Genomic DNA, 23,996 nt, shown 5'->3' on the forward strand with positions numbered 1-23,996 from the left:
GCCCGGACGGCGCTCACGGCGCGCGGCGGGGCCCGCGGCGGCGGTCATCGGGCGCGGTTGAGGGTCTGCAGGGCGGCCTTGAGCAGCTGCGGCACCTGCGGGGCGCCGCCCTCGGCGACCGCGGCCTCGGCCTGCGGGGCGACCGCGGCGACCGCCTCGTCCGCCTCCCTGCTGGCGTAGCCGAGGCCGATCAGGGCGGCCTGCAGCTGGTCGCGCCAGCCGGCCGGGCCCGCGGCGACCGCCGCCGGACGACGGCTGCCCACCGGCTCGCCGAGCCGGTCCTTCAGCTCCAGCAGCAGCTTCTGCGCGCCCTTCTTGCCGATACCGGGCACGGCGGTGAGCGCCTTCTCGTCACCGGTGGCGACCGCCAGCCGCAGCGCGTCCGGGGAGTGCACCGCGAGCATGGCCTGAGCCAGCCGGGGACCGACGCCGCTGGCGGTCTGCAGCAGTTCGAAGGTCTGCCGCTCGTCGTCGTCGGCGAAGCCGTAGAGGGTGAGCGAGTCCTCGCGGACTACGAGGGAGGTGGCGAGCCGGGCCGGCTCACCGACGCGCAGGCCGGAGAGGGTGTTCGGCGTGCACTGGACGGCCATGCCGATCCCGCCGACCTCGACGACGGCGGCATCGGGGGCGAGGGCCGCGACCGGGCCGGAGACAAAGGCGATCATCGGGTGCCCTTCGGCGTGCGTACGGGAGCGGGGGTGCGGCGGGCGGCGGCCTGCGCCGCCTGGAGGCGGTTGACCGCGGGGGCGCGCCATATGTGGCAGATGGCGAGGGCGAGGGCGTCCGCGGCGTCGGCCGGTTTGGGTGGGGCGGAGAGCCGCAGCAGCCGGGTCACCATCGCACCGACCTGGGCCTTGTCGGCCCGTCCCGAGCCGGTGACGGCGGCCTTGACCTCGCTGGGGGTGTGCAGCGCGACCGGCAGTCCGCGGCGCGCGGCGCAGAGCATGGCGACCGCGCTGGCCTGGGCGGTGCCCATGACCGTACGGACGTTGTGCTGGCTGAACACCCGCTCCACCGCGACGTATTCGGGGCGGTAGCGGTCCAGCCACTCCTCCAGGCCGCGCTCGATGAGGACGAGACGGTGGGCGACGTCCGCGTCGGCCGGGGTACGGACGACACCGACCCCCGCCATCGTCAACGGGCGCCCGGCCACGCCTTCCACCACGCCGACCCCGCACCGGGTCAGCCCCGGGTCCACCCCGAGCACCTTCACGACGCCCCTCCCCTCTTCACGCGCGACACCGCGCCGCCGCGCGCGCTGCCGACCCGGCGCTCTGCCGGGCCGGCGACTTGCCGGCCCGGCGATCTGCCGATCTGACGGACCGTTTCGTCCCGCACCTCCCCCATGGGGGGGCGCGGAGATCCCCTGCTCAGCACAGTATCGGGTGGCACTGACAACGCCCCGCACCCACCACGCCATGGCGCGACGGACCAACGGGCCGACGGGCCGACGGGCCGACGGGCCGACGGCGCAACGGGCCGACGGGCCAACGGAGCAACGGGCCAACCGGCCGACAGGCCGACAGGCCGACAGGCCGACAGGCCGACAGGCCGACGGCGCAACCGGCCGAAGGCGCACCGGCCCGGCGAGCGGCCCGGCGATCGGACCGGCTGCCGAACCGACAACGCAGGGACCAACCACGCCACCGCCCACCGCCCGTCGGCAAACCGCCAGCCGCCCGCCTCCCACCGCCCGTCGGCAAACCGCCCGCCGCCCGCTGCCCGGCAACGCGACGGGCCGACGGGGTGTGCTCCCCGTCGGCCCGTCGGTGCGCGGCTGTGGTGCCCGTGCGAGGTCCGGTCCGGTCCGGCCTAGGCGTCGACCTTGGCCATGACGTCGTCCGAGACGTCGAAGTTGGCGAAGACGTTCTGCACGTCGTCGCTGTCCTCCAGCGCGTCGATCAGCTTGAAGATCTTGCGCGCGCCCTCTTCCTCCAGCTCGACCTGCATGGTCGGGACGAAGTTGGCGTCCGCCGAGTCGTAGTCGATCCCGGCTTCCTGCAGAGCGGTGCGGACCGCGACCAGGTCGGTGGCCTCGCTGAGCACCTCGAAGGACTCACCGAGGTCGTTGACTTCCTCGGCACCCGCGTCGAGCACCGCGGTCAGGACGTCGTCCTCGGAGAGCTCGCCCTTGGGGACGATCACCACGCCCTTGCGGTTGAAGAGGTACGAGACGGAGCCCGGGTCGGCCATCGAGCCGCCGTTGCGGGTCATGGCGACGCGGACGTCCGAGGCGGCACGGTTGCGGTTGTCGGTGAGGCACTCGATGAGCACCGCGACACCGTTGGGGCCGTAACCCTCGTACATGATCGTCTCGTAGTCGGCGCCGCCGGCCTCCAGGCCCGCGCCGCGCTTGACCGCGGAGTCGATGTTCTTGTTGGGCACCGAGCTCTTCTTGGCCTTCTGGATGGCGTCGAAGAGGGTCGGGTTACCGTCCGGGTCGGCGCCGCCGGTACGGGCCGCGACCTCGATGTTCTTGATCAGCTTCGCGAAGAGCTTGCCGCGCTTGGCATCGATCACGGCCTTCTTGTGCTTCGTCGTAGCCCATTTAGAGTGGCCGGACATCCGCCTGTCTCCTTCGCGTAACCAATTCTGAAACGAACGCCGTCGATCCTACCGGGGTCGCGTCACACGGTGTCACTCACCTGATCACCGCAGCCTCAGCCGGCCGCGGCCCGCACCATCTCCACGAACAGGGCGTGGACGCGGTGGTCCCCGGTGAGTTCCGGGTGGAAGGACGTGGCAAGGACGTTACCCTGCCGCACGGCCACGGTGTGCCCGTCGTACGTGGCCAGGACCTCGACGTCCCCGCCGACCGACTCGACCCAGGGCGCCCGGATGAAGACGCCCTCGACCGGCCCGCCGGGGATGCCGGCCACGTCGATGGCCGCCTCGAACGACTCGTTCTGCCGCCCGAACGCGTTACGGCGCACGATCATGTCGACGCCGCCGAACGTCTCCTGGTCCTCGCGGGCGTCCAGCAGCTTGTCCGCGACCATGATCATGCCGGCGCAGGTGCCGTAGACCGGCTTGCCCGCGCGGACGAACGCGCGCAGCGGCTCCAGCATGCCGAAGACGACCGCCAGCTTGGACATCGTGGTGGACTCGCCGCCCGGGATGACCAGGCCGTCGACCTCGTCCAGTTCCTCGGGACGGCGTACCGGCCGGGCCAGGGCGTCCGCCTCGGCGAGCGCGGTGAGGTGCTCGCGGACGTCGCCCTGGAGGGCCAGCACACCGATGGTGGGGGTGCTCATCTGCTGTCGTACGTCCTTACCAGCCGCGGTTGGCGTAGCGCTCGGCCTCGGGGAGGGTGTCGCAGTTGATGCCGACCATGGCCTCGCCCAGGTTGCGGGAGACGTCCGCGATGACCTTCGGGTCGTCGTAGAAGGTGGTGGCCTTCACGATCGCGGCGGCGCGCTTGGCGGGGTCGCCGGACTTGAAGATGCCGGAGCCGACGAAGACGCCCTCGGCGCCGAGCTGGCGCATCAGCGCGGCGTCGGCGGGGGTGGCGACACCACCGGCGGAGAACAGCACGACCGGCAGCTTGCCGAGCTCGGCGACCTCCTTGACCAGCTCGAACGGGGCGCGCAGCTCCTTGGCGGCGGCGTACAGCTCGTTGTTGTCACAGCCGCGCAGCTTGGCGATCTCGCCCTTGATCTGGCGCAGGTGACGGACCGCCTCGACGACGTTGCCGGTGCCGGCCTCGCCCTTGGAGCGGATCATCGCGGCGCCCTCGGCGATCCGGCGCAGGGCCTCGCCCAGGTTGGTGGCACCGCACACGAAGGGGGTGGTGAAGGCCCACTTGTCGGAGTGGTTGACCTCGTCGGCCGGGGTGAGGACCTCGGACTCGTCGATGTAGTCGACGCCGAGCGACTGCAGGACCTGGGCCTCGACGAAGTGGCCGATGCGGGACTTGGCCATGACCGGGATCGAGACGGCGTTGATGATGCCGTCGATCATGTCGGGGTCGGACATCCGGGCCACGCCGCCGTCCTTGCGGATGTCGGCGGGGACCCGCTCCAGGGCCATGACGGCGACGGCGCCGGCGTCCTCGGCGATCTTGGCCTCTTCCGGCGTGACGACGTCCATGATCACGCCGCCCTTGAGCTGCTCCGCCATTCCGCGCTTAACGCGCGCGGTTCCGGTCTCGGGGTTCTGGGACGTGGTGGGCGTGCTGGACACGGTTTGACCTCACTCAGTGCGGGTGGTTGTGCGTGCGGACCACACAACCGTTTGTGAGCGGCCGAAGAAAAGGGCCAATTCAAGGCCGGTGGCTCGTTGGGCCCGCTCGGCCCGCGGCCCGGTGCCCGCTCCCCCGGGCGGCCCCGGGTCCGCCCTGCGCGCTTCCCGGGGCTCTGCCGCCTGCGCTCAGTTGCCCGCCGAGCGGTCGTCGAGGACGGCCGGCGGCTCGTCGTCCATCTCGAAGGCCAGCGGGAACGGGGCGTGACCGGCGAGCCGGAAGTATCGCACCACCCGGTGGCGGCGGACCGCGCGGGCGGCCCGTACGGCGTCGTTGTGGAAGCGCCGGGCCATCGGGACGCGGCGGACCGCGGCGGTGAGCTCGGCGATCGTCTGCTCACCGCCCGGAGCCTCGCGTACGGCCTCCAGCTGCGCCTCCTCGGCGAAGATGGCCCGCAGCGCCTGGCTCAGCTCGCTCTCGGCGACCTCCCGGTGGTCCTCCTCGGCCTGCCGGGCCTCGTGGGCGGCCTGGTAGAGGACGATCGAGGCGGCCGGATCGAGAACGCCCGACGTCCCGACCTCCTGCGCGACGGAGGCACGCCGCAGGAGCTGGGCATCGAGCGCCGCCCGGGCGGCGTCGATGCGCGCGTGCAGGCGGTCGAGGCGGCCGGCCGTCCAGCTGAGGTAGATGCCGATGAGGATGATCGCGGCGGCGATCCAGATGAACGTGCTCACGGGGTGGCACGTTATACCTCGCCGCCCACGTACCTGTCTGCGGCGCCGCGGGTCGTCTCGCCGTTGCGCGCTTTGCGGCGCCTCCCACGTACTTGGCCGTCCCGCCGCGGGTGTTGTTCGCCGTTGCGCGCTTTGCGGCGCCCCCCACGTACCCGGCTTTCCCGCCGCGGGGCTTGTTCGCCGTTGCGCCTGGCGGCGGGCGTTGTTTTGTCGGGTGCGGTGCCGGCCCTCCAGACTTCGTCCTCCGGTCCAGCCCCTCCCGTGAGTGGGAGGGAAGAGGTGGTTGGGGGCGGGCCTTATCCGTTGCCTGCGCGCACGTGGGCGTCACGTGCACCCCCACCGGCTTTAACTTTCCCTCTCACGGGAGGGGACGGGCCGGAGGGGCCGGTTGTGTGGACGTAAAGCGTCAGCAGTCCACACAACCGGCCCCGGAGGCCCGTCACCGCACCCGACACCCACCCAGCCCGCCGCAGGCGCAACGGCGAGAAACCACCACGGCGGGACAGCCAAGTACGTGGGAAATTGCGCCTACGGCGCGGTCGCGACCGAAGCCGCCCCCGCCGTCACCGTTTCGTAGACGGCGAGGATGTCCGCGCCGACCGTGGACCAGTCGAAGCGGCGGACGTGGCGGGTGCCGCGGGTACGGAGTTCGGCGAGGCGGGCCGGGTCGCCGAGGAGCCGGACCGCCGCGGTGGCGAGCGCGTCCGCGTCCTCGTTGGTGAAGAGTTCGCCGGCCTCGCCCTGGTCGAGGACCTGGGCGAACGCGTCGAGGTCGCTGGCCAGTACGGGTGCGCCGGCGGACATGGCCTCCACGAGGATGATGCCGAAGGATTCGCCGCCCGTGTTGGGGGCGACGTAGAGGTCGACGCTGCGGAGCAGGCGGGCCTTGTCCTCGTCGCTGACCATGCCGAGGAATTCGACCCGGGGGCGCAGTTCGGCGGGGAGGGAGGCGACGGCCTCTTCCTCGTCGCCGCGGCCGGCGACGAGGAGGCGGGCGTCGGGGACCTCGGCGAGGATCTTGGGCAGGGCCTTCATGAGGACCGGCAGGCCCTTGCGGGGTTCGTCGATGCGGCCGATGAAGCCGATCGTCTTGCCCTGCCACGCGGTCTTGGGTTCGGCGCGGGCGAAGAAGTCGACGTCGACGCCGTTGGGGATGACGACCGCGTCGCCGCCGAGGTGCTCGACCAGGGTGCGGCGGGCGTATTCGCTGACCGCGACGCGGGCGCTGATCTTCTCCAAGGCGGGCTGGAGGATCGGGTAGGCGGCGATCATCGCGCGGGAGCGCGGGTTGGAGGTGTGGAAGGTGGCCACGATCGGGCCCTGGGCGGCCCAGCAGGCGAGCAGGCCCAGGGACGGGGAGGCCGGTTCGTGGATGTGGATGACGTCGAAGGCGCCGTTCTGCAGCCAGCGGCGGACCCGGGCCGCGGAGAGGAAGCCGAAGTTGAGGCGGGCGACCGAGCCGTTGTAGGGCACGGGTACGGCACGGCCGGCGGAGACGACGTACGGCGGGAGCGGGGTGTCGTCGTCGGCGGGTGCCAGGACGGAGACCTCGTGGCCGAGCCGGATGAGGTGGTCGGCCAGGTCGCGGATGTGGAACTGCACGCCGCCGGGGACGTCCCAGGCGTACGGGCAGACGATGCCGATCTTCACGCCGTCTCCGTTCCGGCCTCGCGGGGCTCCAGGTCGGCGAGCCACAGGCGCTGGAGCATGTGCCAGTCCTCGGGGTGGTCGGCGATGCCGGAGGCGAAGGCGTCGGCGAGCGCCTGGGTCATCTGGGCTGCTTTCTCGGCGCGGGTGCCGGTCTCGGGGACCTCGATCTCGGGGTGGACCCGGCCGCGCATGACGGGGGTGTCGTCGTACCAGAGGGTGACGGGCAGCAGCATGGCGCCGGTCTGGAGGGCGAGGATCGCCGGGCCGGCGGGCATCTTGGTCTCCTCGCCGAAGAACTTGACCGGTATGCCGGAGCTGGAGAGGTCGCGGTCGGCGACCAGGCAGACCAGGCCGCCGGCCCGCAGGCGGCGGGCGAGGGTGCCGAAGGCGGCGCCGCCGGTGTGCGGCAGGACCTCCATGCCCAGGCCCTCGCGGTAGGCGACGAAGCGGTCGTAGAGGGATTCCGGCTTGAGGCGCTCGGCGACGGTGGTGAAGGGGGTGTTGAGCTTCGTGGTGACCCAGACGCCCGCGAGGTCGTAGTTGCCCATGTGGGGCAGGGCGAGGATGACGCCGCGGTCGCTTTCGAGGCCGTCGGTGAGGTGGTGGACGTCCTCGGGGACGAAGCCGTTCCTTCTGCGGTCCTCGCTCCAGGCGGGGAGGCGGAAGGACTCCATCCAGTAGCGCATGTACGAGCGCATCCCGGCGCGGGAGAGCTCGGCGAGGCGCTGCGGGGAGGCGTCCGGGACGACCCGGGCGAGGTTGGCCTCCAGGCGGCGCACGCCCTTGCCGCGGCGCTTCCAGGCGGTGTCGGCGATCTTCCGGCCGAGGCGTACCGCGACCGTTTCGGGCAGCCGTTTGACGGTGCTCCAGCCCAGTCCGTAGAGCGCGTCGGTGAGTGTGCCGGTGTCGATCCGCGGCATCCGTGGGCTCATGCGCTGTTCCCCCCTCGTGCGATGGCGTCGGCCTCGGCCGATTCGCGGCGTACCGTCACCACGCGCTGGCCGAGGGTGACGGCGCTGCCGATGGCGACGACCCACAGGGCGATCGGCAGCAGTACTTCGACACCGGGTACCCCGAACTTGTGCAGACCCGAGAGGCCGCAGGCGACGAGGGTGATGACCAGCCGTTCGGCGCGTTCGACCAGGCCGTTGACGGCCACCGGCAGTCCGATGGCCTCGCCGCGGGCCTTGGTGTACGAGACGACCTGCCCGCTGGCCAGGCAGAAGATCGCCATCGCGCAGAGCGTGAGGGAGTCGCCGTGGCCGGCGTACCAGAGGGCGAGGCCGCCGAAGATCGCCGAGTCGGCGACCCGGTCGAGGGTGGAGTCGAGGAAGGCGCCCCAGCGGCTGGAGCGGCCCAGTTGCCGTGCCATGTTTCCGTCGACGAGGTCGGAGAAGACGAACAGCGTGATGACGACCGTTCCCCAGAAGAACTCGCCCCGCGGGTAGAAGATCAGCGCGCCGGCCACCACGCCGCCGGTGCCGATGAGGGTGACCGCGTCCGGGCTGACGCCGAGGCGGATGAGCAGGGCGGCGAACGGCGTGAGAACACGCGTGAAGAAAGCACGCGCGTACTTGTTCAGCATGGCCTTCCCGGAGGTCGATACGGGCCGCGCGGTCAAGGGGCCACCGGCTGGCCCATCGTAGCCACGAGGTCTGCGGCCACCACGAAGGCATCGCGGCGCAGGGTGCATCCCGCGGCTCGGGCCGGGCGGCGTGCGCCTCCGGGCGCGCGTGCGGGCCCCTTCGACCCCTTGGGAGCGCGGGGGCGCTGTGCCATCTATGGACGGTTGATGACCACGGTGGAAAGCTCGAATCACCGCAAAGTGTCGACCTGGAGGCGAGACACATGAGCGAGAAGACGAGTACACACCCGGGAGCCGCCGGAAGGGCGGTAACGGCCGGCCGGCCCACGGCCCTGCGGAACGTGGTGCTGGTCGGCCACAGCGGATCGGGGAAAACCACCCTGGTCGAGGCGCTCGCGCTGGCGTCCGGTGCGGTCAACCGGGCCGGGCGGGTCGAGGACGGCGGCTGCCTGTCGGACTACGACGAGATCGAACACCGCCAGCAACGCTCCGTACAGCTCTCCCTGGTCCCGGTGGACTGGGGCGGAATCAAGATCAATATCCTGGACACCCCCGGATACGCCGATTTCGTCGGGGAACTCAGGGCCGGTCTGCGCGCCGCGGACGCGGCCCTTTTCGTTGTCTCGGCGGCCGACGGCGTGGCCGGCGCGACCCGCATGGTGTGGGACGAGTGCGCGGCCGTCGGGATGCCGCGGGCGCTGGTCGTCACGCACCTGGAGGCGTCCCGGGCCGACTTCGACGAGATGACCGAGCTGTGCCGGGCCACCTTCGGCGGCGAGGATCCGGACGCCGTGGTCCCGCTGTACCTGCCGCTGTACGGGACGCCGGGTGCCGACGGCCACGCCCCCGTGCACGGTCTGATCGGCCTGCTCTCCCAGCGGGTCTTCGACTACTCCTCCGGGGAGCGCACCGAGCGGGAGCCGACCGCCGAGGAGCTGCCGCTGATCGAGGAGGCCCGCGGCCGGCTCATCGAGGCGATCATCGCCGAGAGCGAGGACGAGTCCCTGATGGACCGCTACCTCGGTGGTGAGGACATCGACATCAAGACGCTGGTCGGGGACCTGGAGACGGCGGTGGCCCGCGGTACCTTCCACCCCGTGCTGGCCGCGGCCCCGGCCGCGGAGGGGTCGAAGCAGGGGCTGGGGACCGTCGAGCTGCTGGAGCTGATCACCGGTGGTTTCCCGACGCCCGCGGAGCGTGAGGCGCCGGCGGTGACCACCCCGGACGGCAGGCCGCGCCCGGTGCTCGCGTGCGATCCGGACGGTCCGCTGGCCGCGGAGGTGGTCAAGACCTCCTCCGACCCGTACGTCGGCCGGATCTCGCTGGTCCGGGTCTTCTCCGGCACCCTGCGCCCGGACGAGACGGTGCACGTCTCGGGCCACGGCCTCGCGGACCGGGGGCACGAGGACCACGACGTCGACGAGCGGGTCGGCGCGCTGTCCGCCCCGTTCGGCAAGCAGCAGCGCCCGCTGCCGCAGGCGATCGCCGGTGATCTGGCGTGCGTGGCGAAGCTGACCCGCGCCGAGACCGGCGACACCCTGTCCGCCAAGGACGAGCCGCTGCTGATGGAGCCCTGGTCGATGCCGGACCCGCTGCTGCCGGTCGCCATCCAGGCGCACAGCAAGGCCGACGAGGACAAGCTGTCCCAGGGCCTTGCCCGACTGGTCGCGGAGGATCCGACGATGCGGCTGGAGCACAACCAGGACACCCACCAGGTGGTGCTGTGGTGCCTGGGCGAGGCCCATGTGGACGTGGCGCTGGAGCGGCTGCGGACCCGGTACGGCGTCCAGGTCGACACCGTGCCGCACAAGGTGCCGCTGCGGGAGACCTTCGGCGAGTCCGCGGCGGGCCGCGGCCGGCATGTCAAACAGTCCGGCGGGCACGGCCAGTTCGCGATCTGCGAGATCGAGATCGAGCCGCTGCCGGGCGGTTCGGGCATCGAGTTCGTGGACAAGGTCGTGGGCGGTGCGGTGCCGCGGCAGTTCATCCCGTCCGTCGAGAAGGGGGTGCGCGCCCAGGCCGGGCGCGGGGTCGCCGCCGGGCATCCGCTGGTCGACATCCGCGTCACGCTGCTCGACGGCAAGGCGCACTCGGTCGACTCCTCGGACGCGGCGTTCCAGACGGCCGGTGCGCTGGCGCTGCGGGAGGCGGCCGCGGACGCCCGGATCGATCTGCTGGAGCCGTTCTGCGAGGTCAGCGTGATGGTTCCGGACGAGTACGTGGGGCCGGTGATGAGCGATCTGTCGGGGCGCCGCGGCCGGGTGGTGGGCACCGAGCAGTCCGGGGCCGGGCGCACCGTCGTCCGCGCCGAGGTACCCGAGATCGAGATCGGCCGGTACGCCGTCGACCTGCGGTCGCTCTCGCACGGCACCGGCCGGTTCTCCCGGGTCCACCTCCGGCACGAACCGATGCCGCCGCAGATCGCCGCGAAGGTGCGGGAAACGGCCGAGGACGGCGGGTAGTTGACGCCGGATCAGCCCGGGACCGCCGTGAATCCGCCCTGAATCCGTCCTGAAGCGGCCCTGAATCAGCCGTCGTCCGGCTCAACTCCCTTGGGGTGGACGGCGGCTGTACGCTGAGGTCCTGCCGTTGAGCAGGGTGTGACGGAAACCTGTTCGGCGGTGGCGACGCGGGGTCACAGGTGTGCCGCCGGCGGAAGTCGGGAAGAGCCGCATCATCGGATGCGAGCGGTGTGGGGGGCGGTAGTGGCAGACGGCTTTGACTTCAGTCCTGGGGCGCAGGTGCCGCTCTCGGGGAGCGCCGGTCAGACGGCGGCGACCCAGGCACTGGCCTCGGCCGCCTACCGGGACGACCCGCTCACCGCCATCAGCGCGGCCGACTCCGACACCGCCAAGTCCGAGATCAAGAAGCCGAAGCTGTCCCTGTTCGAGCCGAATCTGGGCGAGGCGTTCGCGCGCGCCGTGCAGGTGCGGATGCTCGGCGGCGGCCGCAAGCCGCTGATCCAGTCGTTCGGCATCGAGCCGCAGACCGTCGTCGAGCACTGCCTGTCGGCCACCCGTATCCGCAAGCAGCGGGACAGCAAGCTGACGCTGCTGATGGTGCTGTTCGGCGTGCTGTTCCTGCCCGGTGTGCTGTTGTGGCTGGGCGTCTTCCAGCTGCGCAAGATGCTCTCCAAGGACGGTGAGGGCAACGGCGTCTCGCTGCTCGGCGCGACGCTGCTGACCGTGCTGGCCGGTCTCGGGCTGTTCTTCATGGTCAAACTGCCGCTGAGCGGCTTCTGGCCGATGTACGCGCGGGCCATGGTGATCGCGCCGATGATCGGCTGGTGGTGGGCCAAGCAGATCTGCGAGAAGACCGCGGTGGCCATGCGGGAGTCCTGGAAGGGGCTGCTGGAGGGCGGCGGGGTGGCCGCGAAGATCCCCGAGGCGGTGCCGCAGGACCCGAACCAGACCGCCGCCGAGACCCTCCGCCAGAACCTGGCCATGGTCACCGCCGAGCAGAACAGCAACGTGGTCTTCTACGCCGGCCCCAAAGGCATACTCGGCATGGGCACCCGCTGGGGCAGCTGGCAGCTCGCCGAGGAGCTCAAGCCGGTCCAGGAGGGCACGGAGATCCACCCGTTCCGCAGCTGGGACGTGATCCGGGCGATCCACGACAAGCTGCGGCTGCTGGAGCGCAGCCCGCTGCACACCGGCGGTTTCCCCACCCCGTCCGTACGCCACTGGATCGTCTCCCCGGTCGGGGAGAAGGCCGCCGCCGTCGCCCGGCCCGAGGGCGCGCACGTGGAGGCGTACCAGATCCGCGGGCACGAGATAGAGCGGATCTGCAACGAGCAGCAGTTCGGCAGCGGCAACCGCCACTACCTCGGTGTGCAGTTCGTGCTGTGGGACGGCCAGCTGGTGATCACGCTGATGATCACCGTCACGGTGCTGCACGAGACGCTGCGCATCGAGGTGACCGGCCACGCCCTCGGTCCGGTGAACGGCCTGTTCACGACCAAGCCGGAGCCGAAGACCAAGGACGTCGCCAAGGTCGTCAAGTTCTGGGAGACCAAGACCCAGCACCTCCCGCTCATCGAGCCCAAGGAGGTGGTCCGGCTGGCCGCCCGGGCGCCGCTGACGTGGTTCCCGCCGGTGCTGGACTTCCTCGGCGGGAAGCTGACCCTGCCCGAGCCGTTCGGTCTGCGGCACGTCTGGGCGGACAAGCCCTGGCGGCACCGCTTCATGGCCGATGACGCGCTGCGCGCCGCGACCCCGGTCCTGCGCACGGTCCACGCCGCCGCCATGGGTGTCCTCAAGGAGCACGGCGTGGACACCGAGCGCTTCACCAACCGTGCGCTGGTGCTCAGCGGCATGATCCAGGGCGTGGACCCGCAGAAGGCCGACGAGTACAACGCCTAGCCGCGTGCCCGGCCGTGGGCCGGGCGGCCCCCGGGGTCACCGGAAGATGCCGGTGTGCCCCAGGGAGTACCGCCCGGGCTGCGGGTAGACGGCCAGGCCGTGCGGGCCCTGGCCGACCGGGATCTTGGCCAGGGTCTTGCCGGTCTTCGTATCCAGCGCGTAGACCTCGGAGTTGTAGCGGCCGGACAGCCACAGCACCTTGCCGTCGGTGGACAGTCCGCCCATGTCGGGGCTGCCGCCGCCGCGGATGTGCCATTTGTCGACGAGTTCCCCGGTCTTGAAGTCGAGCAGGGAGATCGAGCCCTCGCCACGGTTGGAGATGTACATGTACCGGGAGTCGCGGCTGACGTAGAGGCCGTGGGCGCCCTTGCCGGTCGGCATGAGCCTGGGCCGGTCGAAGGTGTCGCCGTTCATGACCCAGATGCCGTCGGCCATCATGTCGGCGATGTACCAGGTCCTGCCGTCCGGGGAGATCTTCACGTCCTGCGGCATCGCCCCGTCGAACGGCAGCTTCTCCTGGCCGATGACCTTCATCTTCTCGGTGTCGACCTTGAGCAGTTCGCCGGAGAACTCGCAGGAGACGATGAAGTACCGGCCGTCCGGCGAGAAGTCGGCGTGGTTGACGCCGGCGCAGCTGACCGGGAGGGTCTTGCGGATCTCCATGGTGTGCGGGTCGCGGAAGACCAGCTGCCGGTCCATCGAGGCCATCACGACGGCGTACTTGCCGTTGGGCGTGAAGTAGAGGTTGTACGGGTCGTGCACCTTGACCGGCTCGCCGGCCTTGCCGGTGGCCGGGTCGATCGGGGTCAGGTCGTGCCCGCGGTTGTTGTTGACCCAGAGCGTCTTCAGGTCCCAGGACGGCACGACGTGCTGCGGCTGGACGCCCACCGGGATGGTCTCGATGACCTTGTACGTCTTCGGGTCGATGACGCTGACCGTGTCGGAGCCGGTGTTGGGCACGTAGATCCGCGACGGGAAGTCCTTGACCTGCGGCACCAGTTTGCCCGGCCGGTCGGCCGCGTACAGGTCGTGCTCGTCGATCAGCGGCGGCATGCCCGGCAGCCCCGGCTTGGCGGCCTTGACCGGTGCGCGTTCGACCGGCCGGTGGCTCTGCCCGGCGGGCTTGCCCTCCCCGCTGCAGGCCGCCGCCACCAGCGCGCAGGCCACGGCGAGCAGCGCGGACGCCCGGCGGCGGACGCGGGGGCTCTTACGGTCGTGGGTACGGTTCCGGTCAGCCATCAGGTCACTAGCTCCGTTGTCGTCACCGCGCGCAGTCCGCGCCGGCGGAGGCCGTCGAGGATCGGGGGCAGCGCGGCCACCGTGCCGGCGTGCCCGAGGTGGAGGCTCACGACCGAGCCCGGCCGGACCGCGTCCAGGACCGTGCGCCGGACGGCCGGGGCGCCGGGGTCGTTCGCGTCGAGGGAGTCCACGTCGTAGGAGAGGACGTGCGGGTAGCCGGCCTTGCGGGCCAGCTGTGTCACCAGTTCGGTGGCCCGCCGGGTCTGTGAGGGGCGGAACCAGCTGCCGATGGTCCCGGTGAGCCGGCGCAGCCGGTCGGCGCAGCCGGTGATCTCGGCGTAGGCGTCGGCGGCCGGCAGGGCGCAGATGTCGCGGTGGTGCAGGGTGTGGTTGCCCAGTTCGTGGCCGCCGTCGAGGATGCGGCGGGCCATCTGCGGCTGGGCGTCGAGCCAGTCGCCGACGACGAGCACGGTGACCCGGGCGCCGGCCCGCTCGGCCTCGCCCAGCAGGGCGGTCGCCAGCTTCGGGTCGCCCCGGCCGTGGAAGGTCAGCGCGACCGCGCGGGCCTCGCGCGGGCCGTTCTCGATCTGTACGGGCAGGCCGGGCACCCGGGTGGGCGGGCGGGCGGCGTGGGCCGGCCGGTGCGGTTCCCGGCCCACCGGGGACGGGCTCGGGCCGGTGGCCCGTGCGGGGCCGCGGTCCTCGTCCCGGTGGGGGTCGCAGCCCGACGCAAGCGCACCCGCGGCCGCGGCCGAGGCGGCCGCGCGCAGCACGGAGCGACGATCTGGGGAAGTCACCACCCCATTAGAGAGGCAACTAATCCGAATTAGGGCGATCTATCCGATTCACCCTCGTACGTGTCGCCTCCGGGCCGGCCCCGGCGGGCCTTTCGGACGGCGGGCGGGCACCCTACGCGGGCCAGGCGTCGGCCAGCATCGCCCGGGTGTCGGCGAGGAGTTGCGGAAGCACCTTGGTGTGCCCGATCACCGGCATGAAGTTCGTGTCGCCGCCCCAGCGCGGGACGACGTGCTGGTGCAGATGGGCCGCGATCCCCGCACCGGCCACCGAGCCCTGGTTCATCCCGATGTTGAACCCGTGCGCCCCCGACGCCGTCCGCAGCGCGGTCATCGCCCGCTTGGTGAACTCCGCCAGCTCCGCGGTCTCCGCCTCGTCCAGCTCGGTGTAGTCGGCCACGTGCCGGAACGGGACGACCATGAGGTGACCGCCATTGTACGGATACAGGTTCAGCACCGCGTAGACGCGCTCGCCGCGAGCGATCACCAGCCCGTCCTCGTCGGACTTCTCCGGGATCGTGCAGAACGGGCAGCCGTCGTCGGCACCCGGGCCGCTCGGCTTGTTCTCGCCCTGGATGTAGGCCATCCGGTGGGGCGTCCAGAGGCGCTGGAAGGCGTCCTGGGTCCCGACTCCGATCTGCTGCTCCGGCTCGCTTGTCATACGGGCCAGCATATGGCGTCGCCCATTGGCGGCGTGTCGTTGGGGCGCATCGCAGCGGCCGCTGGACGATGCTGGGCCGGTGGACAGGCAACAGCGGCGACAGGAGTGGGAGCGCGCCTCCGAGTCGTACCTCCTCGCCGCCTCGCTGCTCTTCCTGACCTCCTACGCGGTCCAGGTGCTGGTTCCCGGCCTCTCCCCCGGCTGGCGGACCTTCTGGGCGCTGGTCACCGTCGTCACCTGGGGCCTCTTCGTCGCCGACTACCTGGCCCGGCTGCTGCTCAGCGACGACCGGCGGCGCTTCGTCCGCACCCGCTGGCTGGACCTGATCGTGACCGTCCTGCCGCTGCTCCGGCCGCTGCGGGTGGTCGAGATGCACGACCGGATGCAGCGCCGCCGGGACCACCCCCGGCTCGCCCTGGAGGCCCGGGTGATGGCCTACGCGGGCCTGACCTCCCTGCTGCTCGGCTTCGCCGCGAGCCTCGCCGTCTACCACGACGAACGCCACGCCCCGGGCACCACCGTCCGCACCTTCGGCGACGCGGTGTGGTGGGCGTGCACGACGCTGACCACGACCGGTTACGGCGACGTCACCCCCATCACCCCTCGCGGCCGGGTCACCGGCGCGGTCCTGATGCTCGTCGGCGTCGCCCTGGTCGGGGCGGTCGTGGGCTCCTTCTCCTCCTGGCTGCTGCGCCGCTTCCGCCGGGAGGGCGAGACGTGAGAGGGCCCCGGGGAGCGGCTGCTCTCCCGGGGCCCTTCCGTCACGCAAGCGGCGTCACACCTGGACGCGGCGCTCCACCACGTCCAGCAGCTTGGCGATCGCCTGGTCGCGCGGAATGCCGTTCTCCTGCGACCCGTCGCGGTAGCGGAACGAGACCGCACCGTGCTCCATGTCCTCGTCGCCCGCGAGGATCATGAACGGCACCTTGGCCTTCTGGGCGTTGCGGATCTTCTTCTGCATCCGGTCCGAGGACGAGTCCACCTCGACCCGCAGCCCCTTGGCCTTCGCCTGCGCGGCGAACTCCTCCAGGTACGGCACGTGCGCGTCACCGATCGGGATGCAGGTCGCCTGCACCGGGGCCAGCCACGCCGGGAAGGCACCCGCGTAGTGCTCCAGCAGGACCGCGAAGAACCGCTCGATCGAGCCGAACAGGGCACGGTGGATCATGACGGGCTGCTGCTTCGAGCCGTCCGCCGCGGTGTACTCCAGGCCGAAGCGGGCGGGCTGCTGGAAGTCGACCTGGATGGTCGACATCTGCCAGGACCTGCCGATGGCGTCCTTCGCCTGCACCGAGATCTTCGGGCCGTAGAAGGCGGCGCCGCCCGGGTCCGGCACCAGCGGCAGCCCCTGCTTCTCGGCCGCCTGGCGCAGCGCCTCGGTGGCCTCCTCCCACTCCGCGTCCTCGCCGATGAACTTGTCGGACTCCGGGTCGCGGGTGGAGAGCTCCAGCTCGAAGTCGGTCAGGCCGTAGTCGCGCAGCAGATCGAGGACGAAGGTGAGCAGGCTGTCCAGCTCGTCCGCCATCTGCTCCTTGGTGCAGTAGATGTGCGAGTCGTCCTGGGTGAAGCCGCGCGCCCGGGTCAGGCCGTGCACGACGCCGGACTTCTCGTAGCGGTAGACCGTGCCGAACTCGAAGAGCCGCAGCGGCAGTTCGCGGTACGACCGGCCGCGGGCCTTGAAGATCAGGTTGTGCATGGGGCAGTTCATCGCCTTGAGGCGGTAGTTCTGCCCGTCGAACTCCAGGGGCGGGAACATCGCCTCGCCGTAGTTCGGCAGGTGCCCCGAGGTCTCGAAGAGGGCTTCCTTGGTGATGTGCGGGGTGTTCACGAACTCGTAGTCCGACAGTTCGTGCCGCTTGCGGGAGTAGTCCTCCATCACCCGGCGCACCACGCCGCCCTTGGGGTGGAAGACGGCGAGGCCGGAGCCCAGCTCCTCCGGGATGGAGAACAGGTCCAGCTCGGCGCCGAGCTTGCGGTGGTCGCGCTTCTCGGCCTCGGCGAGGAACTCCAGGTACGCCTTGAGCTCGTCCTTGGTCGGCCAGGCGGTGCCGTAGATCCGCTGCAGCTGCGGGTTCTTCTCGCTGCCGCGCCAGTACGCGGCGGCCGAGCGCATCAGCTTGAACGCCGGGATGGCGCGGGTGCTGGGCAGGTGCGGACCGCGGCAGAGGTCCTTCCAGCACAGCTCGCCGGTCTTCCCGTCGAGGTTGTCGTAGATGGTCAGCTGGCCGGCGCCGACCTCGGCGGAGGCGCCCTCGGCGGCGTCCGCGGCGGAGCCCTTGAGGCCGATCAGTTCGAGCTTGTACGGCTCGTCGGCCAGCTCCTCGCGGGCGGCCTCGTCGCTGACCGCGCGGCGCGCGAACTTCTGCCCGCGCTTCTGGATCTCCTGCATCTTCTTCTCGATGCGCTTGAGATCGTCCGGGTGGAACGGGGTCTCGACGTCGAAGTCGTAGTAGAAGCCGTCCTTGATCGGCGGGCCGATGCCGAGCTTCGCCTCCGGGAACAGCTCCTGCACGGCCTGCGCCATCACGTGCGCGGTGGAGTGCCGCAGGATGTTCAGACCGTCCTCGGAGGAGATCTCGACGGGCTCGACCTCGTCGCCGTCGGCGACCTCGTACGCCAGGTCCTTCAGCTCCCCGGCGACCCGTGCGGCGACGACGCTGCGCTCACCCTGGAAGAGGTCGGCGGCCGTAGTGCCCGTGGTCACCACGCGTTCTTCCCGCTCGGAATCGCGTTGGACGGTCACACGGACGTCTGACACCGGTCTCTCCTGACTCATGTCTGCTGCGCGTCAGCGTTTGCTGCGCAGCCGAATCGTACCGAGCCGGCGCACCCGACCGCGAAACGGATTCCGGGGCCGGCCCGCGGGCGGTCAGTCGTCGGCGCCGCACGCCTCCTCGAAGAAGTCGAGATTCTCCTGGAGCGACTTCAGCAGCCGGTCCCGCTCCGCCTCGTCGACCTGGACCGGCGTGACGTCCCGGCCCCCGGTGATCCGGCGGAAACCGCCCCGGCTCTCCAGTCTGCCGCTGACCCGGATCGGCAGCCCCACGAGGTGGGCGTGGCCCGCGATCCGGTAGTCCTCCTCCCCCAGCGCGACCCGGACCTGGACCACGTCGGCCCCGGTCAGCACCCGCAGCCGGACCGTACCCGGGCCGCCGGGCCGCTCCCGGCGCAGCCGTACGACCGCGCCGGTCACCCGGACCGGCAGCGAGGGCTCGTCGCGGACGTAGCGCCGGGCGGCGTGCTCCAGCGCCGGGAGATCGCCGGGCGAGAACTCGACCGGTTCGGGGCGGGCCGGGCAGCCGGCCGGCGGACCGGCCGCCGGTGACCACTCGACCGCGATCCGCACCCCCTCCGCGTCCCGGACGAGGGCGATCAGCGCCTGGACCAGCTCGTGGCAGACGCCCAGTTCGACGGCCGCGTCGTAGGCCTCCATGCCGCCGGTGGCGCGCTGGTAGTCGGTGGCGTCCCGGGCGGCGTGCAGGGCCCGCTGCAGCCCGGCGACCGCCGCGCGCCCGCCGCCGGCCGGGACGAAGGCGGTCAGGTGCCGGCCGGCGGTCGCGGGCCCGACCAGGACCTCGCCCAGGAACCCCTCGGCCTGCCGCTTGTGCCGGGCGCCGTAGTAGCCGGCCCGGCCGTACGTCCCCAGCGCCCCGGCGACCAGCATCGCGCGGGCCGCGCCGCGCAGCTGCTCCTGGGCCACCCAGCGCGCGGCGCCCGAGCCGCCGTCGGGGATCTCGCGCTGCCAGCTGACCTCGTCGCTGGGCACCGCCAGTCCGGTCAGCACCTCGCGGGCGGAGGGCGCGGCGGACCGCGAGAGCGCCGCCAGGGCCTCGGCGAGCAGCTCCGCGCTGTCGGGGAAGCGGCGGTCGTGCGGGACCAGCAGGCTGGTGCCGCCGAGGCCGCCGGGCGGGGTCCAGCGGGCGTAGTGGCCGGCGGCCCCGCCCCGGCGGCGCCAGCCGTGCCGGGCCAGCAGCGCGCTGAGGACGGCGGGGTCGAGCCGCGCGGGATCCAGCGGCCGCGCATCGGGTTCGTCGATCGGCCGGTACATCAGGGTCTCCCTCCCGCCCCGACCCGGGTCATGATTTCGCAGAGCGCGCGGTCGTCGAAGATCCGCGTGGTCGGGATCCGCACAGTGGTCCTGCGCCGGCCGGTCACCGGATGACCGGCCAGGTTGATCCAGTAGCAGCAGTGGCGCAGTTCGAGCCGGTCGTGGGAGGCGCGCAGCCACTCCTCCTGGGTCCGCGGGACGAGCATCACGACGAGGATCTTGTGCACCGACACGGGCGTGCGGGCCAGCTTCACCAGGTGGTCGTTGTCGAGGGTGAAGGCGAAGGTCGGGCCGGGCGGGCGCGGGGCGGTCTGGTAGGTGCATTTGAGCTGCACCTTGATGGTGACCTCGTCGTCGACGGTGTGGCCGGGTGCGCCGTGGCTGACGTGCCAGTCGATGCCGTTGTCCGGGAAGGGCTGGGCCAGCGAGCAGCCGGCGGCGGCCGCGACCGCGTGCAGATAGCCCACCTGGAGCGTCTCCATGCAGGCGGTCGTCGCGAGTCCGCCGCGCTGCGGTGTCGTGGCGGGCGGGGGGTACCTCCCGCTTGCGGGGGACAGCCCGCCCGGTTCGGGCTGCGCGATGGTCATCGCGGCGTGCCTTCCGGGCTCGGTGGGTGCGCGGAGATGAACGCGTCGGAATGACGGGGAACCGGCGGATCGCATGGCCCGTCACTCTGGTTGTCTCCGCGTCAAGTGGTCCGCAAACAAGGACGGTTCGACCACCGGTGCGCTCGGGTATCACCTGCTCGGGTGGCATTGCGCCACCATCCCCTCTACGAGCGCGAGGAGTTGGGATGATGCCGTGCTGGTATGACGGACCTCTTGCCGCCTTCGACACCGAGACGACGGGGATCGATGTCGAGCGGGACCGCATCGTCTCCGCCGCGCTGGTGGTCCAGGAGACCCCGCGTTCGGCACCCCGTATCACCCGCTGGCTGATCAATCCCGGCGTCGAGATACCGGAAGCCGCCATCGCGGTGCACGGTCTCACGGCCGACCACCTCGCCCTGCACGGCCGTTGGCCGGCGCCGGTGGTGGAGGAGGTGGCGCGGGCCCTGGCCGCCCAGTCGGTGGCCGGCCGCCCGCTGGTGGTGATGAACGCCCCGTTCGATCTGACCCTGCTGGACCGCGAGTTGAAACGGCACCGCGCCAGCTCGCTGGACGCGTATCTGGGCGGCCATCCGCTGCGCGTACTGGATCCGCGGGTGCTGGACAAGCATCTTGACCGCTATCGCAAGGGCCGCCGCACGCTCACCGATCTGTGCGCGCAGTACGAGGTCGAGCTGACCGAGGCGCACGACGCGGCCGCGGACGCCCTGGCCGCGCTGCGGGTGGTGCGCGCGCTGGGGCACCGGTTCGCGGACCGCCTGGGGACCCTGCACCCGGCGGAACTGCACACCCGGCAGGCGATCTGGTACGCGGCCCAGGCCCGTGGACTGCAGGCGTGGTTCGCACGCAGCGGCAGTACGGAATCGGTGGATCCGCACTGGCCGCTGCGTCCGGAACTCCCCGCCGCGGCCTGATTCGGCATCAGGAATTCCGCACGGCCGACCGGCAACCGGTCGGCCGGCGGAGAAAAACGGGCGGAATTCCGTTTCCGGTTCGCTTCTCGCGACGCAGGAACACACCGGCGACGGAACTCCGCCGCGCGGAACTCCCCACTACGGAACTCCGCCTCCGCACCACTCAACGAAAAGAACCGGGCCACCTTTTGGTGGCCCGGTTCTTGATCCCGGTGGGCGATACTGGGTTCGAACCAGTGACCTCTTCGGTGTGAACGAAGCGCTCTCCCACTGAGCTAATCGCCCGGGCGTCCGGCGAGGTTTCCCTCGCGAACGACCTGAACAATACAGGCCGCGCGGGCGTTCCATCAAATTTCCTCAGGTCCGGGCCAGCCAGCGGGCCAGCCCGCGCCGCCCGGCCCGCATCATCAGGGCGTGATTGGCGCGGAACAGCGGCCGCGCGAGCAGCCCGGCCCGCCGCATCAGCGGTTTGCGGACCTCGACGTCCTGCTCGAAGACGGCGCGGGTGCCGCCGGCACCGGGCACCACGGTCCAGCGCGCCCAGCCGGCCAGATCGCCGCGCATCGCGATCTCCAGGACCCCGGAGCCGGGGTCCCGCACCCGCTCGGCGGCCACCACCCTGAGGTCGTACGGCAGCAGGGAGCGGAAGCGGGCGGTCCCGCTCCGGTCGTCGATCCGGGTCACCTCACGCACCTGCGGCCACCACTGCGGGTAGCTCTCGGCGCGCTCCAGGACGGCGTAGACGACGGCCGGCGGAGCCTCGAGCTGCCAGACGCTGCGGAAGCGGTAGCGGTGCAGCCGGCGGGACCAGTCAGGCATGATCCCAGTGTGCGCCCCATGGGGCGGCGGGCGCCCGACAACGGCGACAGCCCGGGGACTGCCCAACAACGGCGACGGCCCGGGGACTTGGGATTCCGTCGGGCCCGCCCCGCACACGGCACACGCAAAAGGGGCGGCGCGACCCGCACTTTCTGCGAGTCCCGCCGCCCCCTGTGACGTGGGCGATACTGGGTTCGAACCAGTGACCTCTTCGGTGTGAACGAAGCGCTCTCCCACTGAGCTAATCGCCCGGGCGCAGGCCCAACATTACCCCACGTCGGCGGGCACTTGTGACCACGTTCCGGTCACTCGGCGACGTTCCAGGGCAGCACGAGGCCGACCTTCCACACGTAGACCGCGAGCCCGGCCGCGATGATCGTCACGCCGACAGCGGTCAGGATGATGTTGCGGCGCCGCACCTTGGGGTCGAGCGCCTTCTGGGCGGCTTCGGTGACCTTGCGTTTGGTCCAGCGCAGGACCAGCTGGGCCCAGACGAATTCGGTCGCCCAGATCGCCATGCCGGCGAAGATCACCAGCCAGCCGGGGCCCGGCAGCGGGAGCATGATCACTCCGCCGGCGACCACCGCGAGGCCGACCACGAAGACGCCGACCTGCCAGCTCAGATGCAGCGGCCGGGAGCGCTTGATGAAATGCGGCGCTCGCGAGCCGAGCGGCTGCTCGGGCGACACGGTCTCCTCCTCGACTACTCCCGGCCCCCCGTTACTCAGCGTATTCATACCGTCAAACTTACCGGACGGGAGGGGTCCGCGGAATTACCGACGGGGACGATCTCGCAATCCGCCGTAAGAGGTACCTGAAGCCACCCAAAACCGTCAGAGGGGTTTACAACGGCACCGTAGGTGGCATGTCGATTTCGCCGACGTGCGAATCCCCGAGCGCACACTGAGCGAAAGGCCCTGGCGCTTATGAACACCACGGTCAGCTGCGAGCTGCACCTGCGCCTCGTTGTGTCGAGCGAGTCCTCACTGCCTGTACCCGCGGGCCTGCGGTATGACACGGCCGATCCCTACGCCGTGCATGCCACCTTCCATACCGGAGCCGAGGAGACCGTCGAGTGGGTGTTCGCCCGCGACCTCCTCGCCGAGGGTCTGCACCGACCCACGGGCACCGGAGACGTCCGCGTATGGCCGTCCCGGAGCCACGGACAGGGCGTGGTCTGCATCGCCCTGAGCTCCCCGGAAGGCGAAGCCCTGCTCGAAGCCCCCGCGCGGGCTCTCGAGTCGTTCCTCAAAAGGACGGATGCCGCCGTACCACCCGGTACGGAGCACCGGCATTTCGATCTCGACACGGAGTTGTCCCACATCCTCGCGGAGAGCTGAGACGCAGCACGGTTACCGAAAGCACCCATCCGCTCACACTTGCGCCCGTCCGACTCGGGGAGACGGCGCAGGACCGACAAGTTCATACGGCAGAGTTCGGCGTCGTCGCCGCGGAGCCACCGCGGGAGACGGCGCCGAAGCTTGTCCCAGGCGCTAGAGTCGGCGACCATTCGGCCACGACACCCGGGGGCGGTACCCGTCCGGCCCCACCCTGCCAGGGAGCGGAACCGTGATGATCACCCATGACACCCGGTGCGCGCTGGACGCGGTCGTCGATCTGCTCAACACCGCGCCGGAGGGCGAGGCGCCCGGCGCACCGGACACCCTGACCGCCGTCACGGCCGTCGAGGACTTCGCCCGCCGCAACAACTTCAGCGACGTGAACACGCTCGGGCCGGACGATCTGGCGGCGGTGCGCCGGGTGCGCGGGCGGTTCGCCGAGGTCTTCGCCGCCGAGGACGACCGCACCGCGGCCGCGCGGCTCAACGCGCTGGTCGCCTCGGCGGGCACCACCCCGCAGCTGACCGACCACGACGGCTACGACTGGCACGTGCACTACTTCGCGCCGGGCGCCTCCGTGGCCGACCGGATGGCCGCGGACGGCGGGATGGCGCTCGCCTTCCTCGTCGTGGCCGGTGAGCGCGAGCGGCTGCGGCGCTGCGAGGCACCGGACTGCCGGCACGCGTTCGTCGACCTCTCCCGCAACCGTTCGCGGCGCTACTGCGACAGCCGCACCTGCGGCAACCGGCTGCACGTCGCCGCCTACCGCGCGCGGCGCCGGGAGGCCGCGGGCTGACGGCCGGTGCGGACCGGCCGACGGCTCCTGCGGCCGGCGCGGGCGGGCCGTACGCCGGCCTCACAGGATGAAGAGGTCGTGTACGGCGCCGAGGAGGAGCAGGCAGCCGATGACGGCGAGGAAGAGCATCAGCGGCGGCTGGGACAGCGCGAACAGGCAGCCGCGGGGTTCGGGGGACGGGGCGTCGTCTTGGGCGAGGGCGCACTCATCGTTCATCTCGCGCGCATCATGGCGCACATGATCTTCCGAGTGCGCCCAAATGGCGCC

24 protein-coding genes and 2 tRNA genes are annotated in these 23,996 nt (G+C 71.5%); 6 read left to right on the forward strand and 20 right to left on the reverse strand.

Annotated elements, in window-relative coordinates; all coding sequences use genetic code 11:
- Window positions 1-44: 44 nt before the first annotated feature.
- From ruvA to pgsA, 9 genes are all read right to left on the reverse strand, one after another.
- A complete protein-coding gene (ruvA, locus tag V2J85_RS11615; RefSeq protein WP_330821533.1) occupies window positions 45-665 on the reverse strand; it encodes a Holliday junction branch migration protein RuvA in 621 nt (206 codons plus the stop codon).
- Window positions 662-1,213 carry a crossover junction endodeoxyribonuclease RuvC gene (gene ruvC, locus V2J85_RS11620; RefSeq protein WP_330821534.1) on the reverse strand — a complete coding sequence of 184 codons (552 nt, stop codon included), beginning with the start codon at window positions 1,211-1,213 and terminating at the stop codon, window positions 662-664. Before ruvC ends, ruvA begins: the two co-directional genes overlap by 4 nt.
- A 599-nt stretch (window positions 1,214-1,812) precedes the next feature.
- Entirely contained in the window at window positions 1,813-2,565 is a 753-nt protein-coding gene (locus V2J85_RS11625; RefSeq protein WP_261952544.1) for a YebC/PmpR family DNA-binding transcriptional regulator, read from the reverse strand.
- Between the two features lie 95 nt (window positions 2,566-2,660).
- On the reverse strand, window positions 2,661-3,254 hold the full coding sequence (pdxT, locus tag V2J85_RS11630) for a pyridoxal 5'-phosphate synthase glutaminase subunit PdxT (protein ID WP_261952543.1): 594 nt from the start codon (window positions 3,252-3,254) through the stop codon (window positions 2,661-2,663).
- Between the two features lie 16 nt (window positions 3,255-3,270).
- Window positions 3,271-4,182, reverse strand: a complete 912-nt coding sequence (pdxS, locus tag V2J85_RS11635; RefSeq protein WP_030415313.1) for a pyridoxal 5'-phosphate synthase lyase subunit PdxS — start codon at window positions 4,180-4,182, stop codon at window positions 3,271-3,273.
- Between the two features lie 186 nt (window positions 4,183-4,368).
- Entirely contained in the window at window positions 4,369-4,914 is a 546-nt protein-coding gene (locus V2J85_RS11640) for a hypothetical protein (protein WP_261952542.1), read from the reverse strand.
- A gap of 528 nt (window positions 4,915-5,442) precedes the next feature.
- Complete coding sequence (locus V2J85_RS11645) at window positions 5,443-6,564, reverse strand: glycosyltransferase family 4 protein (protein ID WP_261952541.1); 1,122 nt, start codon at window positions 6,562-6,564, stop codon at window positions 5,443-5,445.
- Window positions 6,561-7,496 carry a phosphatidylinositol mannoside acyltransferase gene (locus V2J85_RS11650; protein WP_330821535.1) on the reverse strand — a complete coding sequence of 312 codons (936 nt, stop codon included), beginning with the start codon at window positions 7,494-7,496 and terminating at the stop codon, window positions 6,561-6,563. Before V2J85_RS11650 ends, V2J85_RS11645 begins: the two co-directional genes overlap by 4 nt.
- The gene (gene pgsA / locus V2J85_RS11655; RefSeq protein WP_261952539.1) at window positions 7,493-8,149 is read right to left on the reverse strand and encodes a phosphatidylinositol phosphate synthase; all 657 of its coding nucleotides are present in this window, start codon (window positions 8,147-8,149) and stop codon (window positions 7,493-7,495) included. Before pgsA ends, V2J85_RS11650 begins: the two co-directional genes overlap by 4 nt.
- A gap of 263 nt (window positions 8,150-8,412) precedes the next feature.
- Here pgsA and V2J85_RS11660 point away from each other — a divergent pair, with 263 nt between their 5' ends.
- The gene (locus V2J85_RS11660; protein WP_330821536.1) at window positions 8,413-10,611 is read left to right on the forward strand and encodes an elongation factor G-like protein EF-G2; all 2,199 of its coding nucleotides are present in this window, start codon (window positions 8,413-8,415) and stop codon (window positions 10,609-10,611) included.
- 219 nt (window positions 10,612-10,830) lie between these two features.
- Window positions 10,831-12,510 carry a hypothetical protein gene (locus tag V2J85_RS11665; protein ID WP_261952537.1) on the forward strand — a complete coding sequence of 560 codons (1,680 nt, stop codon included), beginning with the start codon at window positions 10,831-10,833 and terminating at the stop codon, window positions 12,508-12,510.
- 36 nt (window positions 12,511-12,546) lie between these two features.
- On the opposite strand, the gene V2J85_RS11670 is transcribed toward V2J85_RS11665, so the two are convergent.
- From V2J85_RS11670 to V2J85_RS11680, 3 genes are all read right to left on the reverse strand, one after another.
- The gene (locus V2J85_RS11670; RefSeq protein WP_261952536.1) at window positions 12,547-13,749 is read right to left on the reverse strand and encodes a YncE family protein; all 1,203 of its coding nucleotides are present in this window, start codon (window positions 13,747-13,749) and stop codon (window positions 12,547-12,549) included.
- Complete coding sequence (locus V2J85_RS11675) at window positions 13,749-14,522, reverse strand: polysaccharide deacetylase family protein (RefSeq protein WP_330821551.1); 774 nt, start codon at window positions 14,520-14,522, stop codon at window positions 13,749-13,751. Before V2J85_RS11675 ends, V2J85_RS11670 begins: the two co-directional genes overlap by 1 nt.
- Before the next feature lie 136 nt (window positions 14,523-14,658).
- The gene (locus V2J85_RS11680; protein WP_261952535.1) at window positions 14,659-15,216 is read right to left on the reverse strand and encodes an HIT family protein; all 558 of its coding nucleotides are present in this window, start codon (window positions 15,214-15,216) and stop codon (window positions 14,659-14,661) included.
- 67 nt (window positions 15,217-15,283) lie between these two features.
- Here V2J85_RS11680 and V2J85_RS11685 point away from each other — a divergent pair, with 67 nt between their 5' ends.
- Window positions 15,284-15,925, forward strand: a complete 642-nt coding sequence (locus tag V2J85_RS11685; protein WP_330821537.1) for a potassium channel family protein — start codon at window positions 15,284-15,286, stop codon at window positions 15,923-15,925.
- A gap of 54 nt (window positions 15,926-15,979) precedes the next feature.
- Here V2J85_RS11685 and thrS read toward each other — a convergent pair whose 3' ends face one another.
- The 3 genes from thrS to V2J85_RS11700 form a co-directional block, all read right to left on the reverse strand.
- Window positions 15,980-17,962, reverse strand: coding sequence for a threonine--tRNA ligase (gene thrS / locus V2J85_RS11690; RefSeq protein WP_261952533.1), 1,983 nt, complete (start codon window positions 17,960-17,962; stop codon window positions 15,980-15,982).
- 111 nt (window positions 17,963-18,073) lie between these two features.
- Window positions 18,074-19,252 carry a hypothetical protein gene (locus V2J85_RS11695; RefSeq protein WP_330821538.1) on the reverse strand — a complete coding sequence of 393 codons (1,179 nt, stop codon included), beginning with the start codon at window positions 19,250-19,252 and terminating at the stop codon, window positions 18,074-18,076.
- Entirely contained in the window at window positions 19,252-19,839 is a 588-nt protein-coding gene (locus tag V2J85_RS11700; RefSeq protein WP_265363527.1) for a DUF4365 domain-containing protein, read from the reverse strand. The genes V2J85_RS11695 and V2J85_RS11700 overlap by 1 nt, the downstream gene beginning before the upstream one ends.
- A 209-nt stretch (window positions 19,840-20,048) precedes the next feature.
- Here V2J85_RS11700 and V2J85_RS11705 point away from each other — a divergent pair, with 209 nt between their 5' ends.
- The gene (locus V2J85_RS11705) at window positions 20,049-20,774 is read left to right on the forward strand and encodes an exonuclease domain-containing protein (protein WP_261952531.1); all 726 of its coding nucleotides are present in this window, start codon (window positions 20,049-20,051) and stop codon (window positions 20,772-20,774) included.
- Window positions 20,775-20,987: 213 nt separating this feature from the next.
- On the opposite strand, the gene V2J85_RS11710 is transcribed toward V2J85_RS11705, so the two are convergent.
- The 4 genes from V2J85_RS11710 to V2J85_RS11725 all read right to left on the reverse strand — a co-directional run bounded on the left by V2J85_RS11710 (window position 20,988) and on the right by V2J85_RS11725 (window position 22,330).
- Window positions 20,988-21,059 (reverse strand) — tRNA-Val (locus V2J85_RS11710).
- A 72-nt stretch (window positions 21,060-21,131) separates the two neighbouring features.
- The gene (locus V2J85_RS11715; RefSeq protein ID WP_261952530.1) at window positions 21,132-21,593 is read right to left on the reverse strand and encodes an SRPBCC family protein; all 462 of its coding nucleotides are present in this window, start codon (window positions 21,591-21,593) and stop codon (window positions 21,132-21,134) included.
- Window positions 21,594-21,772: 179 nt separating this feature from the next.
- Window positions 21,773-21,844: transfer RNA gene (locus V2J85_RS11720), tRNA-Val, on the reverse strand.
- A gap of 54 nt (window positions 21,845-21,898) precedes the next feature.
- Window positions 21,899-22,330, reverse strand: a complete 432-nt coding sequence (locus tag V2J85_RS11725) for a TIGR02611 family protein (protein ID WP_261952529.1) — start codon at window positions 22,328-22,330, stop codon at window positions 21,899-21,901.
- A 189-nt stretch (window positions 22,331-22,519) separates the two neighbouring features.
- On the opposite strand from V2J85_RS11725, the gene V2J85_RS11730 reads away from it, so the two are divergent.
- Together V2J85_RS11730 and V2J85_RS11735 are read left to right on the forward strand one after the other, a co-directional pair.
- Complete coding sequence (locus V2J85_RS11730; RefSeq protein ID WP_003959770.1) at window positions 22,520-22,933, forward strand: SsgA family sporulation/cell division regulator; 414 nt, start codon at window positions 22,520-22,522, stop codon at window positions 22,931-22,933.
- A gap of 229 nt (window positions 22,934-23,162) precedes the next feature.
- Complete coding sequence (locus V2J85_RS11735) at window positions 23,163-23,729, forward strand: CGNR zinc finger domain-containing protein (protein WP_261952528.1); 567 nt, start codon at window positions 23,163-23,165, stop codon at window positions 23,727-23,729.
- Between the two features lie 60 nt (window positions 23,730-23,789).
- On the opposite strand, the gene V2J85_RS11740 is transcribed toward V2J85_RS11735, so the two are convergent.
- Entirely contained in the window at window positions 23,790-23,945 is a 156-nt protein-coding gene (locus V2J85_RS11740) for a hypothetical protein (RefSeq protein WP_199812568.1), read from the reverse strand.
- Window positions 23,946-23,996: the final 51 nt, after the last annotated feature.

It is taken from the genome of Streptomyces bugieae (genome assembly GCF_036352915.1).
In the GTDB taxonomy this organism is placed as follows: domain Bacteria; phylum Actinomycetota; class Actinomycetes; order Streptomycetales; family Streptomycetaceae; genus Streptomyces; species Streptomyces endophytica.